This window comes from Natronomonas amylolytica, from assembly GCF_037031205.1.
Classification (GTDB): domain Archaea; phylum Halobacteriota; class Halobacteria; order Halobacteriales; family Haloarculaceae; genus Natronomonas; species Natronomonas amylolytica.
Genome location: NZ_JAYEZM010000011.1, coordinates 46,211 through 59,596 on the forward strand (window position 1 = coordinate 46,211; position 13,386 = coordinate 59,596).

At 64.5% G+C, this 13,386-nt stretch carries 13 protein-coding genes; 7 read left to right on the plus strand and 6 right to left on the minus strand.

The features are described 5' to 3' along the window. Window positions 1-408: 408 nt before the first annotated feature. The 3 genes from U5914_RS14785 to U5914_RS14795 all read left to right on the plus strand — a co-directional run bounded on the left by U5914_RS14785 (window position 409) and on the right by U5914_RS14795 (window position 4,093). Window positions 409-2,406, plus strand: a complete 1,998-nt coding sequence (locus U5914_RS14785; RefSeq protein ID WP_336136520.1) for a helix-hairpin-helix domain-containing protein — start codon at window positions 409-411, stop codon at window positions 2,404-2,406. A gap of 58 nt (window positions 2,407-2,464) precedes the next feature. Next, complete coding sequence (locus U5914_RS14790; RefSeq protein WP_336136521.1) at window positions 2,465-2,884, plus strand: DUF8059 family membrane protein; 420 nt, start codon at window positions 2,465-2,467, stop codon at window positions 2,882-2,884. 84 nt (window positions 2,885-2,968) lie between these two features. Then, window positions 2,969-4,093 carry an ORC1-type DNA replication protein gene (locus U5914_RS14795; RefSeq protein ID WP_336136522.1) on the plus strand — a complete coding sequence of 375 codons (1,125 nt, stop codon included), beginning with the start codon at window positions 2,969-2,971 and terminating at the stop codon, window positions 4,091-4,093. Between the two features lie 95 nt (window positions 4,094-4,188). Here U5914_RS14795 and U5914_RS14800 read toward each other — a convergent pair whose 3' ends face one another. Genes U5914_RS14800 through U5914_RS14810 form a run of 3 tightly spaced genes read right to left on the minus strand, consistent with a single transcriptional unit; the run spans window position 4,189 to window position 6,216 of the window. After that, a complete protein-coding gene (locus U5914_RS14800) occupies window positions 4,189-5,127 on the minus strand; it encodes an OapC/ArvC family zinc-ribbon domain-containing protein (protein ID WP_336136523.1) in 939 nt (312 codons plus the stop codon). Window positions 5,128-5,156: 29 nt separating this feature from the next. Beyond that, window positions 5,157-5,570, minus strand: coding sequence for a DUF2073 domain-containing protein (locus U5914_RS14805; RefSeq protein ID WP_336136524.1), 414 nt, complete (start codon window positions 5,568-5,570; stop codon window positions 5,157-5,159). Between the two features lie 4 nt (window positions 5,571-5,574). Beyond that, complete coding sequence (locus tag U5914_RS14810; RefSeq protein ID WP_336136525.1) at window positions 5,575-6,216, minus strand: Era-like GTP-binding protein; 642 nt, start codon at window positions 6,214-6,216, stop codon at window positions 5,575-5,577. Window positions 6,217-7,442: 1,226 nt separating this feature from the next. Between U5914_RS14810 and U5914_RS14815 the strand changes: the two genes are divergently transcribed. Next, entirely contained in the window at window positions 7,443-9,266 is a 1,824-nt protein-coding gene (locus U5914_RS14815) for a Cdc6/Cdc18 family protein (protein WP_336136526.1), read from the plus strand. A gap of 269 nt (window positions 9,267-9,535) precedes the next feature. Here the strand turns inward: U5914_RS14815 and U5914_RS14820 are convergent, their stop codons facing one another. Then, on the minus strand, window positions 9,536-9,931 hold the full coding sequence (locus U5914_RS14820) for a RidA family protein (RefSeq protein ID WP_336136527.1): 396 nt from the start codon (window positions 9,929-9,931) through the stop codon (window positions 9,536-9,538). Window positions 9,932-10,017: 86 nt separating this feature from the next. On the opposite strand from U5914_RS14820, the gene U5914_RS16905 reads away from it, so the two are divergent. Together U5914_RS16905 and U5914_RS14825 are read left to right on the plus strand one after the other, a co-directional pair. Further along, window positions 10,018-10,107 (plus strand): hypothetical protein, encoded by a 90-nt coding sequence (locus tag U5914_RS16905; protein WP_418766775.1) that lies wholly within the window; start codon window positions 10,018-10,020, stop codon window positions 10,105-10,107. Beyond that, the gene (locus U5914_RS14825; RefSeq protein WP_336136528.1) at window positions 10,107-10,886 is read left to right on the plus strand and encodes a DUF7089 family protein; all 780 of its coding nucleotides are present in this window, start codon (window positions 10,107-10,109) and stop codon (window positions 10,884-10,886) included. The genes U5914_RS16905 and U5914_RS14825 overlap by 1 nt, the downstream gene beginning before the upstream one ends. An 18-nt stretch (window positions 10,887-10,904) precedes the next feature. On the opposite strand, the gene U5914_RS14830 is transcribed toward U5914_RS14825, so the two are convergent. Continuing rightward, window positions 10,905-12,065: an acyl-CoA dehydrogenase family protein gene (locus tag U5914_RS14830; RefSeq protein ID WP_336136529.1), complete on the minus strand. Its 1,161-nt coding sequence runs from the start codon at window positions 12,063-12,065 to the stop codon at window positions 10,905-10,907. Between the two features lie 143 nt (window positions 12,066-12,208). Here U5914_RS14830 and U5914_RS14835 point away from each other — a divergent pair, with 143 nt between their 5' ends. Beyond that, entirely contained in the window at window positions 12,209-12,697 is a 489-nt protein-coding gene (locus tag U5914_RS14835; RefSeq protein ID WP_336136530.1) for an HPP family protein, read from the plus strand. Here the strand turns inward: U5914_RS14835 and U5914_RS14840 are convergent. Next, complete coding sequence (locus U5914_RS14840) at window positions 12,694-13,386, minus strand: type 1 glutamine amidotransferase (RefSeq protein WP_336136531.1); 693 nt, start codon at window positions 13,384-13,386, stop codon at window positions 12,694-12,696. The two genes, U5914_RS14835 and U5914_RS14840, sit on opposite strands and share 4 nt — an antisense overlap.

Genomic DNA, 13,386 nt, shown 5'->3' on the forward strand with positions numbered 1-13,386 from the left:
GGCAAAAACATGGTGAAAATATGCGCGCGTACTCCTTTCGCGCGGCTTCGCCGCGCTCCAGTCCGTGCGCGCTACCGGACGCTCGCTTCGCTCGCGTCCGGCGAACCGCCTCGGGGGCGTTTTTCAAACGCCCCGCTCGGCGGATGCTGACCCTGGTTTCCATGTCGCCCCGCTCCAGTAGCGTTCTTGCGCTGGCTACCTCAGCAAATATAAGCTGATGTCCGCGAGCGCCCGAAAGGCGCGAGCGGTTCCGCCGCGCCGACCGGAGGGAGCGCGGGACCGAGGCCTGACCGGAGGGAAGGCCGACGTGTCTTTTTCATCGAAGTTTTTGCCGGGGCGCCTGCGGCGCCCCGTGCAAAAAGTTCGGGGCAGAGAAGTTTTGAGTGATGGCGGCCGAGTAGGGGGTAGATGGAACGCGAGGAGTTGCAGGCCATCCCGGGCGTCGGCGCGAAGACCGCCGACCGGTTGGCCGAACTCGACGACACCGAGACCCTGCTGTCGGCCGGCGACGTGGCCGGCTTGGCGAAAGCGCCGGGCATCAGCGAGGGGCGGGCCGCCCGCATCGCTCGGGCGGCGATTCGCCACGACCACGACGATTCGGGCGATTTCCTGTCGACGCCGCGAGCGCGAGAACTCTACGAGTCGGCGCTCGGACTCTTGCAGGAGCGGGCGGTGACCGAATACGCCGAAAAGCGGCTGGAGACCTTCTATCCGAGCGCCACCGAATCCCGCATCGAGGAGGTACGGGCGTTCGCCCGGCAGGCGGTCGAGCGGGAGCCCAGCGACGAGGTGGTGGAGGCCCTCGGGGGCGTCGAACCCCTTGAACCGCCGCGAGACGTGCGGGTTCGGGACCGCTGTCTGGCGACGAACGACGCGGAGGCGTATTCGGCCGCTCGCGAGGCCGTCCCCGAGATGAGCGTCGAGTTGGTCGACGACGCACGCGGGATTGCGGACCTCGCGAGAGGGTATTCGACGGTCGTCGTCCTCGACGAGGAGTTCTCGGGCATCGACGTCGAGGGGGAGGTCCGGGTCGAGCCGGCGGCGCTGGAGGAGCCCGAACGGCTGGTTCCCGAGCGGACGCTGGCCTTCTTCGCGCGGAACCGGGACCGGCTGCGGGCGGCCGCGGCGGTCCATCGGGCCGCGGACCTCGATGCGCCCTGTGACGTCGAGGCGCTGGATGAGGCGCTGTCGCGACTCAACGAGGACGGCACCGTCGCCGGCGACGAGACGCTAGACAAACTGGAGGACGCCCTCGACGACCTCGATGCCGCCGTCTCGATGGCCGAGAACACGGCGAACGACCGGCTTCGGGAGGCCATCGAGGAACGCGACGTGACCATCGAAGGCGCCGATTTGCTGTCGCTGGTCGAGCGTGGGGCGGGCGTCGATTCGCTGCTGGACCGGGAACTGGCCGACGAGTACGCCGACGCCATCGACGCCGCACGGAATCACCTCGCCGACGCGCTCGGGTTGGACGACTACGAGTCGATGGCCCGGCAGGCCTTCGGCGACGACCCCACGTTTCCGGTCGAACACGACGAGCGCGTCGTCAGCCAGTTGCGCGAGGAGTTGAACGCCGAACGGGACCGCCGGGCCGCCGCGCTGAAACGCGAGTTGGCCGACGACCTCCGGGAGATGCGCGACCCCGCGGACGAACTGGTGGATGCCGCCCTCGAGTTGGACGTAGAACTTGCTATCGCCCGCTTCGCCCGCGATTTCGACTGCACGTTCCCGACCTTCGAGGGCCGCGGCTTCGAGATTCGGGGTGGGCGGTCGCCGCTTTTGGACGTGGATTTCGCGGCCGTCGAACCCGTCGACTACGGCGTCGAGGGTGTGGCGCTGCTGTCCGGTGTCAACAGCGGCGGGAAGACCTCGACGCTCGATTTGGTGGGGCTGGTCGTCGTGTTGGGACAGATGGGACTGCCCGTTCCAGCCGACGAGGCGCGACTGGAGCGTTTCGAGGCCCTGCACTATCAGGCGAAGACACAGGGGACGCTGGATGCCGGCGCCTTCGAGTCGACGCTTCGGGAGTTCGGGTCGCTCGTCGAGGGCGACCGGACGCGGCTCGTGTTGGTCGACGAGTTGGAATCGATTACCGAACCCGGCGCGAGCGCCGTAATCATCGCCGGGATTCTGGAGGCACTGGAGGAAAGCGCCTCGACGGCGGTGTTCGTCTCCCATCTGGCGGGCGAGATTCGGGAGGCCGCCGACGCCGACGTGACCGTCGACGGCATCGAAGCCGTCGGCTTGGAGGACGGTGAGTTGCGCGTCAACCGGTCGCCGGTCAAGAACCACCTCGCGCGGTCGACGCCGGAACTCATCGTCGAGAAACTCGCCGAAGAGGACGGCGACGCGCTCTACGACGAGTTACTGGAGAAGTTCGAGGCGACCCAGCAGGCCGAGTAATCGTTGCCGACCGGGGAAGAATTAAGTGTCACTCCGACGGCATGCAACCCGGGGGGACATGACACGAATCCTCAAGACGTCGGGCTTTATCGGCCTCGCCGTCATGATGTCAGTTGGACTGTATCAGAATTACTTGCACGTTGCCGGGGGAACCGTCGAACCCTGGATGGTCGGCGGTCACGCCCACCTCGGCGTCCTGTCGATACTGGCCATCGTCGTCGGCTTCGCCGTGCCCGCACTGAGCGTGGTCGGCCGGCTTCGACAGTCGGTGACGGCGCTTTTCGTCGCCGGACAGTGGGGCCTTCCCCTGACGGTCTGGATCGGACAGGGCGCAGAGATAATGGTCGTTCTACCGACCGCGTTCCTCTGGGGCGCCTGTCTCATCGTCGCGATGCTCATTCTCGCATGGCAGGCCGCGACGACCGACGCGGCCGCGAATAGCCCGGCCACGAGCGCCGGCACGCCCGTCGACGACTGATTTATTAGGCGGCCGCCATACCGAGGCCTTCCGCGGCGTGTTCGCCCGAAGGCTTAACACCCGCGCCAGCGTGGTGAAAGTGAAATGGCGGACGACGACATGCTCTCGTGGGACGAATCCGTGTTCCGCGACGAGCACGTCCTCGAACTCGATTACCTGCCGGAGGCGTTCCTCCATCGTGACGAGCAGATGGAGACGCTCAAATACGCCCTCCGGCCGGCAGTCCGCGGCTCCCGCCCGCTGAACGTGATGGCACGGGGACCGCCGGGAACCGGGAAGACCACGGCGGTCCAGAAGCTCTTCGACGAGTTGGCCAGCGTCAGCGACGTCGACGTGGTCCGGGTGAACTGTCAGGTTGATTCGACCCGGTATGCCGTCTTCTCGCGGCTCTTCGAGGGGCTGTTCGAATACGAACCGCCGACCTCCGGCATCTCGTTCAAGAAGCTCTTCGGCCAGATTACCGACCGCCTCGTCGAGGAGGACGAGGTCCTCATCGTCGCGCTGGACGACGTGAACTACCTCTTCTACGAGGACGAAGCCTCGGATACCCTCTATTCGCTGCTTCGGGCCCACGAGGCCCATTCGGGGGCGAAAATCGGCGTCATCGTCGTCTCCTCGGACCTCGATTTGAACGTCATCGAGGAACTCGACAGCCGCGTCCAGTCCGTGTTCCGACCCGAGGAGGTCTACTTCGACGCCTACGGCGAGCGGGAAATCGTCGACATCCTCCAGGAACGCGTCAAGCGCGGTTTCCGCGAGGAGGCCGTCGGCCCGCACGTCCTGGACCGGGTGGCCGAACACACCGCCGACAGCGGTGGCGACCTCCGGGTCGGCATCGACCTGCTCCGGCGGGCCGGCCTCAACGCCGAGATGCGCGGAGCGACGGAGGTGAACACCGACGACGTCGACGAAGCCTACGAGAAGGCCAAGTACGTCCACCTCTCTCGGCACCTCCGTGGCCTGTCGGAGTCGGAGGCCGCACTCGTCCGCGTCTTGGCCGACCACGACGGCAAGCGCGCCGGCGACGTCTTCGACGTCTTCAGCGAGGAGACAGACCTCGGCTACACCCGCTATTCCGAGATTATCAACAAACTCGAACAGTTGGGCCTCATCGACGCCGAATACAGCAGCGTCGAGGGGCGTGGTCGGTCTCGAACCCTGTCACTTTCGTACGATTCCGACGCGGTGCTGGACCGGCTTGACGGATAGCTCGACGCGAAAACGTGGGGGAAGGAGAGACGGGAAAGAAACGGGACGGAGAGGGGGTGTGGAGAGAGGGAGGAGACGAAAGAGAGGGATTCGGACTATCGCTCGCTTGGGTCCTCGCCCATCCACTGCTCGGGCACCTGAATCACGTATCGGCCGTTCTCCTGCAGGGCGATGATGTACTCCTCGCGGTCGTACAGTTCCATCAGGTTGAGTTCGTACTGGCCGGGTTCGACGATCTTGATGGATTCGAACTGGTCGTTGAGCTGCTCGCGCAGTTCCGCGATGTCCGGCTGCTCGTCGTCAGGTTCGCTGACGACGCGGCCGTCGACGTCGGGTTCGGGACTGCCCGCTTTGGCTTCGGCCGATTCCAGTCCGGAGGAGCCGGCTACCGTCTCGGTGGCCGTCTCGTCGGCTTCGGGGAGTTCCTCCTCGGGAACCACGTCACTACGCGCGCTCGCCTGCGCGAGATCCTCGTCGGACTCCTCCATCGACGACCGCCGGGCATCGGCGTCGATAATCTCGCCGTCGTCGAGGCCCCCCGTTTCGGGTCCGTCGGGGTCGGCATCGTCACCCGACTCGCTCGGCCACGCGGCGTTCGGGTTCGGACCGGTATCGGCTGTCGCGTCGGCGTCGTCGGAAGCAGCCGACGTATCACCGCTGGGGGCTTCCACACTCGAAACGGCGGCCTCCGGGTCGGGAGCCGACTCGGGGTCGGTGGGCGAGCGCTGGTCGGCAGGCGTCGCCGTGGATGAGTCGGTCGACGTCGAGGACTCCTCCGGGGGCGTGTCGGGGCCGGAGCCGACGAGGTCGCGCATCTTCGTCGTCGCCCGTCCGACTGTCTCGGCGACCGACGAGGTGTCGGGGTCCGGCGGCGACGGTGCGTCCGACTCCGCCGATTCCGCAGGCTCGTCGGGCAGGTCTTCCTCCGAGGGGCGGAACTGGAACTTGTTGCCGCCACACTCGGGACAGCCCGAGAGCATCTCCTTCGAGCCGTCCGCGAACGTGTGGCCGCAGCCAGTACACTGATGTGGCATGGTGGTTGTGAACGGGCGTACGCCCGGGATTATCTGCGCTTGATGAGCGTGCTGATGAGCGTCTCGTCCTTGTGGAGCGTCTCGATGCGGTTGGCCGGACCGATGACCGTCAGCTTGTTCGAGTCGCTGTCGTCCTTGCCCATGATGCGGCCGAGGAAGCCGTTATCGCTGGTCTCCTCACCGGGGTAGGTCTCGATTTCGATGCCCGTGAACCCGTCGGGGTTGATTTCGGACATCGTCACCTCGATGAGTTTGGACTCCTCTTCGGGGTCGAGACCCGATTCGAGGATGACGATGTTGCCGTCGTGGACGCCATCGAGGATGAGACGGATCTTCTCCATCGTCCGCATCCCCTCCATCCGGTCGGCGCTGATCATGTCGATCTGGATGCCGTCGGCGAGTCCGTCGTCGCCGTCGTCGCCGTTTGTGGTCACTTCAGGCATGGTATCACCCGAAGTACTCCGCGATTTTGTCGTAGACTTCGTCCATGTTGTCTCCTTCGAGCGCCGACAGCGGAACGGTTTCGTGCTGGGGGAACGCGTTGCTGATGCGCTGAACGTTGGCGTCCTCGAGGTCGATCTTGTTCGCGAAGATGAGGACCGGCAGGTTCTGGCTCTCGATGATGCCGATGAGCATCGTGTTGACCTGCGTGAACGGGTCCTCGGTCGCATCGAGAACGTAGATGACGCCGTCGACGTCCTCGCGGAGCCAGTGCATCGCCTCGGCGACGCCCTCCGTCGCCTCACGGGAGCGCCGGACGGCGTCTTCCTTCTCGATGTCGTGGTCGAGGAACTCCTTGTAGTCGACCTTCGTGGTAACCCCCGGCGTGTCGACCACGTCGATAGTGACGGACTTGCCGTTGCGCTTTATTTCGACGTTTTCCTTCCGACGTGCCCGCCGCGTTTCGTGTGGCACGTGGCTCTCCGGGCCGACGGCGTCGCCGGTCCAGTCGCGAGCGATACGATTGGCGAGCGTCGTCTTGCCCGCGTTCGGGGGGCCGTAGATGCCGATTCGCTTCGGCTCGCTCCCCGAGAAGAGGGCCGACGACGCGCGCGAGATACTCGATTTGAGTTCGGTTAGCAGTCCCATCTCATCCTCCCGCGGCCCCGATTTCGAGTCGAAATCGGAGTCGCTCTGCACGTACTACCATACCGCATTTACTTAACTGTGTGTCAGACAAACATCACGGAGTGAACACGTGCCGCCGGGTTCCAGCCGAACTGGGCGGGTGACGTATTAGTAAACTCTCGCGCCTGCGCGTGTAGGTCTGTCATCGTGGTCGGTTAGATGAAGAAGCGGAGAAGAACTCGAATGGAGGGGATTCAGTTAGGAATCGAACGACCGAGTCCACGGGAAACGATAGTGGTGCAAAACTCCGAAGTACCCCTCCACCGTCGGGTGTCGTATCGGGAGTTCGGTTCCCCGACTGGTGTTCCGACAAACCCAGTCAAATCGACGAACTGGGCGAAAGTGCGAATCGGGGCACGAATTAGGAGCCGTCGGATTGAACCCGCTGAGTTAGGGTGACTCGATGGGACCTGCTCAATCGACGGTGAATTGGGAGGCGAACCGAAGGGGGAATGCCCCCCACCCCTTCGTTTCGAGTGGAACGCGTCGGAGGGGTGTGGTGGGGTTCGCGGAAGGCGGTCGTTTCGTCGGGATTGCTCCACGAAATATAGGAATATCTAGACTAGCGTTCGGTAACTGCCGAAACATCTAGTTATACTAGAAACAAAACCAATCAATAAAATCTATTTCCTTCTAGTGCGGCTTTGGTTTTACTACCAACTGTATAAGCGTTACTATACTAGACGGTCACTTTCACCTCCGACACCCCCACCCGCCTTTTCGCCACTCCACCCGAAACGAAGGGGTGTGGGGGTACTCCCCTCCGCTTCCCGTGCATCAACTGGAACCCGACTTCCCACGAGTTTCGGGACCCGTGATGCCGACTGGTTCGGGTTATCGCTGGCAGCTCCTCGCGACCGAGCCAGTGGACCCCTCGATCTACTGCTCAGTACCCTCTCGTCGAGCGGTGGCTGACCCATTAGCGAACAGCCGTCATGGGACGGTTCAACACTCAGTAACCCGGGTAATCCGGCTGCTATCCTTCGATTTCCTGTCTATCACCGCAACGCTTATTACGATAATGCACCATCGGTTCCTCTGCATCAACTGGACGACCGGTTTCAAACGGATTCGAGGTAACGGGTCCCTACCGACTGTCTTCGACCCGTTCGGTCGTCGCGCGGTGGGTCTCCACGTGAAACGGAGGGGTATATGAACGAATGACGGACGGTAATTCACCCGCGGATATGAACGACGAATCGAACGCCAGTACGGACGCCACCGGCGACAGCTACGACGCCGCCTCCGAGGACGGCGGTTCGGACCTGGACGAGTCGGAGCGCGACGAGGCGGATGGCCCGCCGTCGACTGACGAATCGACGGCCCCGATAGACCCGGCCGAAGCCGAGGACACCGAGGGGAGTTCCGGCGGCGAACAGTCCGGTGATACGAGTACTGATATTGGCTCGCAGTCTGCTGATTCTCCAGTCGAAACGGAGGGGTCTTCGTCGGCAGCGGGGACGTCGGACCGCGAGATAGCGACCGCCGAGACGCCGGAAGTGGACGAAACCGCCGACGCGCTCGTGGAAAGCGATACGCCTGCCGGTACCAACGTCGATGGCTTCTCCGGCGACGTCGACCTCGAGGACCTCGACCTCGATACCGAATCCGAGGGCGAGACGGATGAGGCCTCTCGGGGCCTCTTCGACGACCTCCTCGAAGGCGAGCCGATATTCGAGAACAAGGAGGTTCTTCGCCCGTCCTACACGCCGCACAAACTCCCCCACCGCGAGGAGCAGATCAACAACATGGCGACCATCCTCGTGACGGCGCTCCGGGGCGATACCCCCTCGAACATCCTCATCTACGGCAAGACCGGGACCGGAAAAACGGCGAGCGCGAAGTTCGTCTCCGAGGAACTGGAGACGACCTCCCAGAAGTACGAGGTCCCCTGTGAGGTCGAGTACATCAACTGCGAGGTGACCGACACCCAGTATCGCGTGCTCGCGCAACTCGCGAACAAGTTCATCGACAAGAACAAGGAGTACATCGAAGAGCGCCTCGACGACCTCAGCACCCTTCGAGACGAGGCCGCCGAGGACCCCGAGGTCCTCGCAGACAGCGAGTTCGACAACGTCGCCGAGGTCGAGGCCGAAATCGGCGACCTCGAAGACGACCTCGAGGAGTTCGAACCCGTCCCCATGACGGGGTGGCCGACCGACCGCGTCTACCAGACCTTCTTCGACGCCGTCGACTACCACGAGCGCGTGGTCGTCATCATGCTCGACGAGATTGACAAACTCGTCGAGAAATCGGGCGACGACACCCTCTATAACCTCTCGCGGATGAACTCGGAACTCGACAACTCCCGGGTCTCCATCATGGGCATCTCCAACGACCTGAAGTTCACCGACTTCCTCGACCCCCGCGTCAAATCCAGCCTCGGCGAGGAGGAAATCGTCTTCCCGCCCTACGACGCCACCCAACTCCGCGATATCCTCCAGCACCGCTCGGAAATCGCCTTCAAATCCGACACGCTCTCGGAGGACGTCATCCCCCTCTGTGCCGCCTTCGCCGCCCAGGAACACGGCGACGCCCGCCGGGCGCTCGACCTCCTTCGGACGGCCGGCGAACTCGCCGAACGCGACCGCACCGAAACCGTCGACGAAAAGCACGTCCGCCACGCTCAGGAGAAGATCGAACTCGACCGCGTGGTCGAGGTCGTCCGCACCCTCCCCACCCAGTCGAAACTCGTCCTCTATGCCATCATCCTCCTCGAGAAGAACGGCGTCCACAACATCAACACCGGCGAGGTGTTCAACATCTACAAGCGCCTCGCCCAGGAAATCGATGCCGACGTTCTCACCCAACGGCGGGTCACCGACCTCATCAGCGAACTCGACATGCTCGGCATCGTCAACGCCGTCGTCGTCTCCAAGGGCCGCTACGGCCGCACCAAGGAAATCAGCCTTTCCGTCCCCCTCGACGAAACCGAGGCCGTCCTCCTCTCCGATTCGCGGGTCGGCGAAGTCGAGGACGCACAACCGTTCGTGCAGGCTCGTTTCGATTGAAACTTTTTACACGGCGCGGCGAAGCCGCGCCGGCAAAAACTTTCATGAAAAAGACACGGCGGGCCTCCTTACAGTCGGCCCTTGGTCCCGCGCTCCCTGCGGTCGCGCGGCGAACCGCTTCGAAGGGGTTCTTCGAACCCCCTCTCGCGGATGCAATCTTCATTTTTTGTCTTACTGGCCGAACCTCGGTGGACACTCGCCTTACCACCGATTTTCTGCCTATAAATACTGTCTATCCTTGCTAACCCCTCCGTTTCACATGGAGAACGTTACGCATCCGCAGGGACGACGGCCTCGGCTTCGATTTCGACGACGTACTCGGGGCCGATGAGCCCGGAGACTTCGACCATCGTCGCGGCGGGACGAATCTCGCCGAAGAACTCCCCGTGAACCTCGCCGATGGTCTCCCAGTCGTCGGCGTCGGTGACGTACATGCGCGTGCGAACGACGTCTTCGAGGGCTGCGCCGGCCTCTTCGAGCGCGTCCCGGATGATTTCGAGTGCGCGACGGGTCTGGACTTCCGGGTCGCCCGGCGCGACCGGGTTTCCGTCGTCGTCAGTCGCCGTCGTCCCCGACACGAGGACGCGATTCCCCACGCGGATTGCTCGCGAGTAGCCGACCTTCGGCTCCCATTCGGTTCCAGTCGAAACGCGGCGGCGGTCCATATCCCGGCCTCTGCGGGCCGGCACATAATTCCGCCGTCGCGACCGAACTGGAAGCCTTTAAACGCCCTCCGGCGGAACTCCGAGATATGAGTCAGGCCACCAAAGTCGTGCTCGGGACCATCGGCGTATCGGCCGTTCTCGCCGTCGTCCTGCTCGGCGCCATCATCGCGGGCTGATGTTCGACCGCCGAGAGCTGTCGGGCGACCTCGCCGCGGTGCGTGACGAATACGCCCCGGACGCGCTCGTCCTCGACAGCGAGGGCGATTTCGGGACGTTGCCGCCCTCGGTCGCCGAGAACCTGCTGGCGGTCGTCGACGGCATCGACCCGCTTTCCTATCCCGAGTCGTGGGTCCCGGCGGACGCACCCGAAACACTCCATCGCATCGCCAGCGACGAGTTCACCGTCGGCGCGCCCGGCGACGGCGGCGTCGCGTGGACCCGACAGACCACTCCGCCGACCGTGTTCGTCAAACCACGCCTCGAAGGCTCGCCGGCGGGCTTTATCGACTTCCTCGTCGCCGAGGCGCTGGTCGAGATCGGAACCGACCTCCCGGAACACTTCCTCGGCTTCTTCGAGGAGGGCTACGCCGACCTCTCGGAAGCGGTCCCGCTCGGGTCGGCCGACACTTACCAACTCGCGGCGGCGCTGTTCGACGCCTACGTCGGCCTCCATACGCGCGAGACGTTCGCGGCGTGGGGCGGCGAATACGACCGACTCCACGACGAGTGGGTCGACGCCGGCGAACGGCTGGAACCGCGACTGTCGGGACTTTCCTCGGATGTCGCGTCGGGCCGGACCGGCTTTCCCGACGCCGCGGAACTCGCCTGTGCGACCGTGAAACACGACGTCGAGGTCCCGAAACCGTTCGACGCGCTGGATTCGGCGGCCTACAAGGAACATGGCGCGGCTTTCGCGGTCCGGTGGGCCGAACGGACCTTCGAGGCATTGGAGTAGAAAGGGCGGCCCTGCGGCTTACTGATACGCTTGCAGACCGGTGAGGTCCTCGCCGAGGATGAGGGTGTGGATGTCGTGGGTGCCCTCGTAGGTGTAGACGGTTTCGAGGTTGGTCATGTGGCGCATCGGCGAGTAGTCCGCCGTAATGCCGTTGCCGCCGAGCATCTCGCGGGCGATACGCGACTGGTTGCGGGCCATGCGGACGTTGTTGCGTTTGGCCATCGAGACGTGCTGGGGGCGCATGTCGCCGCGCTCTTTGAGGTCCGCAAGCCGGTGGGCCAGCAGTTGGGCCAGCGTAATCTGGGTGGCCATCTCGGCGAGTTTGTCCTGCTGAAGCTGGAAGCGACCGATGGGCCCACCGAACTGCTCGCGGTCGGTGGCGTACTGTCGGGCCGTCTCGAAGCAGTCACGCGCGGCGCCGATGGCGCCCCAGGCGATGCCGTAGCGGGCCTGCGTGAGACACGACAGCGGGCCGCCCATCCCTTCGATGCCCGGTAGGACGTCGTCTTCGTTGACGCGGACGTCGTTCAAGGCAATCTCGCCCGTAATCGAGGCGCGAAGCGAGAGCTTTTCGTCGATTTTGTTGGTCGTGACGCCGTCTTTGTCGGTATCGACGAGGAAGCCGCGAACTGTGTCGTCGTCCGAGCGGTCCTTGGCCCAGACGATGGCCACATCCGAAATCGGAGAGTTCGTGATCCACGTCTTAGCGCCGTTGAGGACGTACTCGTCGCCGTCTTTCTCGGCGTGGGTTTCCATCGCGGAGGGGTTCGAGCCGTGTTCGGGTTCGGTGAGGCCGAAACAGCCGACCTTCTCGCCCGCGCCGAGGTCCCAGAGGTATTCTTCCTTCTGTTCTTCGGAGCCGTAGGCGTGAATCGGGTACATGACCAAGGCGCCCTGCACGGAGGCCATCGAGCGGAGGCCGGAGTCGCCGGCCTCCAACTCCTGCATCAGGAGGCCGTAGGCTTTCTCGCTGAGGTTCGGCAGGCCGTAGCCGTCGAGGTTGGGCGCGTAGAAGCCGAGTTCGCCCATCTCGGGAATCAGGTCCGTGGGGAAGGTGCCCTCGATCCAGTGGTCGCCGACGTCGGGCTTGAACTTCTCCTCGACGAAGTCCCGGGCGGTGTCCCGGACCATGCGCTCTTCCTCGTTGAGGTCCCCTTCGAGACCCACGTAGTCTAGCATATGCGTCCCATAGGGAGAGGTACACAAAAACTATCCCAAACAGGTCACGTGTTGGGATGCGGCGGGAGGGTCGGTCGAGCGGTCGGACGGGGCTACCGGACACATTCGACAGGCCGAAAAGGCAGACCACCGGAGAGGGGCGTATGGAGTCGGTTCGACGGAGCCTCCACGCGGGCGGCCTCATCGTCACGGTCGGTCTCATCGCGTGGGCCAGCGGCTACCCGGCGCTGTTCCCCAGCCTCGGGCCGACGGCCTACGTCCTCGCGTTGGGCGCCGAAAAGGAGACGAACGTCTCGCGCGTCGTCGGCGGGCACGTCATCGGCGTCCTCGCGGGCCTGCTCGCCTATCACGCGCTCGCGACGGGGCTCGTCGCCACCGACCCCGCACCCGCCTTCTCGCTTTCGGGGCTCCGCATCGCCGTCGCGGGCGTCGTCTCGGTCGGGCTGACGACGTGGGCGATGCTCGCGACCGACCTCCGGCACGCGCCCGCGTGTGCGACGACGCTCATCGTCTCCTTGGGCCTGCTGTCGACGCCCTTCGAGGGTGCAGTCATCGTCGGCTCGGTCGTCGCGCTGGTCGGCGCCGAGCAACTGCTGCTGTGGGCCGACCGCCGATTCGGCCGGGGAATCTAATCGTCGGCGGGCGCGGCCCGCCCTCGCCGAACGGTCCGACAGAAGTTATCGAAGACGTTCTTGGCCGGCCGAGCGTCGTCGTAGGCCTCGTCCGTAATCCCCGCACAGACCGACTCGATGCGCTCCTCGGGGAGGTGGTCCTTCCCGCGGACGACGTCCTCGGCGGTTTCCGGGTCGTACTCGGGGTGGGACTGGAGGCCGTAGACGTTCCCGTGGCGGAAGCCGTGAATCCCGTAGTCGTTTTCGGCGATTAGCTCGGCGTCCGCCGGCAGTTCCGTTACGGCATCCGAGTGGGTCGTGAAAACGGTAAAGGCCTCGGGGACGCCATCGAAGATGTCCGCGCCCGAGTGTCGGACCGTCCGGTAGCCGAGTTCGTACTCGCCCATCGGTTCGACGGTGCCGCCGAGCGCGTCGGCGAGCAACTGGTGGCCCCAACAGACCCCGAGTGCCGGGAGCCCACAGTCGAGGGCGTCCCGAACGAAGGCGCGCGTCTCGTCGATCCACGGTTCGTCCCAGTAGACCGAGGCCCGAGAGCCAGTGACGACGAGGCCGTCGAAGGCCTCGTGGTCCGGGAACTCCCGGTCGACGACGTCGAACCGAGCCACGTCGGCGTCGAGTTCCCGACAGAAGTTCCGTGGCGTGTTCGGGTCGTCGTGGGAGGCGTCCAACAGCGCGATTCGGGGTCGCAT

Bases quoted from the DNA above. Each gene is read 5' to 3' on its own strand.
- U5914_RS14785 (WP_336136520.1), top strand. From the start codon at position 409: ATGGAACGCGAGGAGTTGCAGGCCATCCCGGGCGTCGGCGCGAAGACC.
- U5914_RS14790 (WP_336136521.1), top strand. From the start codon at position 2,465: ATGACACGAATCCTCAAGACGTCGGGCTTTATCGGCCTCGCCGTCATG.
- U5914_RS14795 (WP_336136522.1), top strand. From the start codon at position 2,969: ATGGCGGACGACGACATGCTCTCGTGGGACGAATCCGTGTTCCGCGAC.
- U5914_RS14800 (WP_336136523.1), bottom strand. From the start codon at position 5,127: ATGCCACATCAGTGTACTGGCTGCGGCCACACGTTCGCGGACGGCTCG.
- U5914_RS14805 (WP_336136524.1), bottom strand. From the start codon at position 5,570: ATGCCTGAAGTGACCACAAACGGCGACGACGGCGACGACGGACTCGCC.
- U5914_RS14810 (WP_336136525.1), bottom strand. From the start codon at position 6,216: ATGGGACTGCTAACCGAACTCAAATCGAGTATCTCGCGCGCGTCGTCG.
- U5914_RS14815 (WP_336136526.1), top strand. From the start codon at position 7,443: ATGAACGACGAATCGAACGCCAGTACGGACGCCACCGGCGACAGCTAC.
- U5914_RS14820 (WP_336136527.1), bottom strand. From the start codon at position 9,931: ATGGACCGCCGCCGCGTTTCGACTGGAACCGAATGGGAGCCGAAGGTC.
- U5914_RS16905 (WP_418766775.1), top strand. From the start codon at position 10,018: ATGAGTCAGGCCACCAAAGTCGTGCTCGGGACCATCGGCGTATCGGCC.
- U5914_RS14825 (WP_336136528.1), top strand. From the start codon at position 10,107: ATGTTCGACCGCCGAGAGCTGTCGGGCGACCTCGCCGCGGTGCGTGAC.
- U5914_RS14830 (WP_336136529.1), bottom strand. From the start codon at position 12,065: ATGCTAGACTACGTGGGTCTCGAAGGGGACCTCAACGAGGAAGAGCGC.
- U5914_RS14835 (WP_336136530.1), top strand. From the start codon at position 12,209: ATGGAGTCGGTTCGACGGAGCCTCCACGCGGGCGGCCTCATCGTCACG.
- U5914_RS14840 (WP_336136531.1), bottom strand. From the start codon at position 13,386: ATGCGACCCCGAATCGCGCTGTTGGACGCCTCCCACGACGACCCGAAC.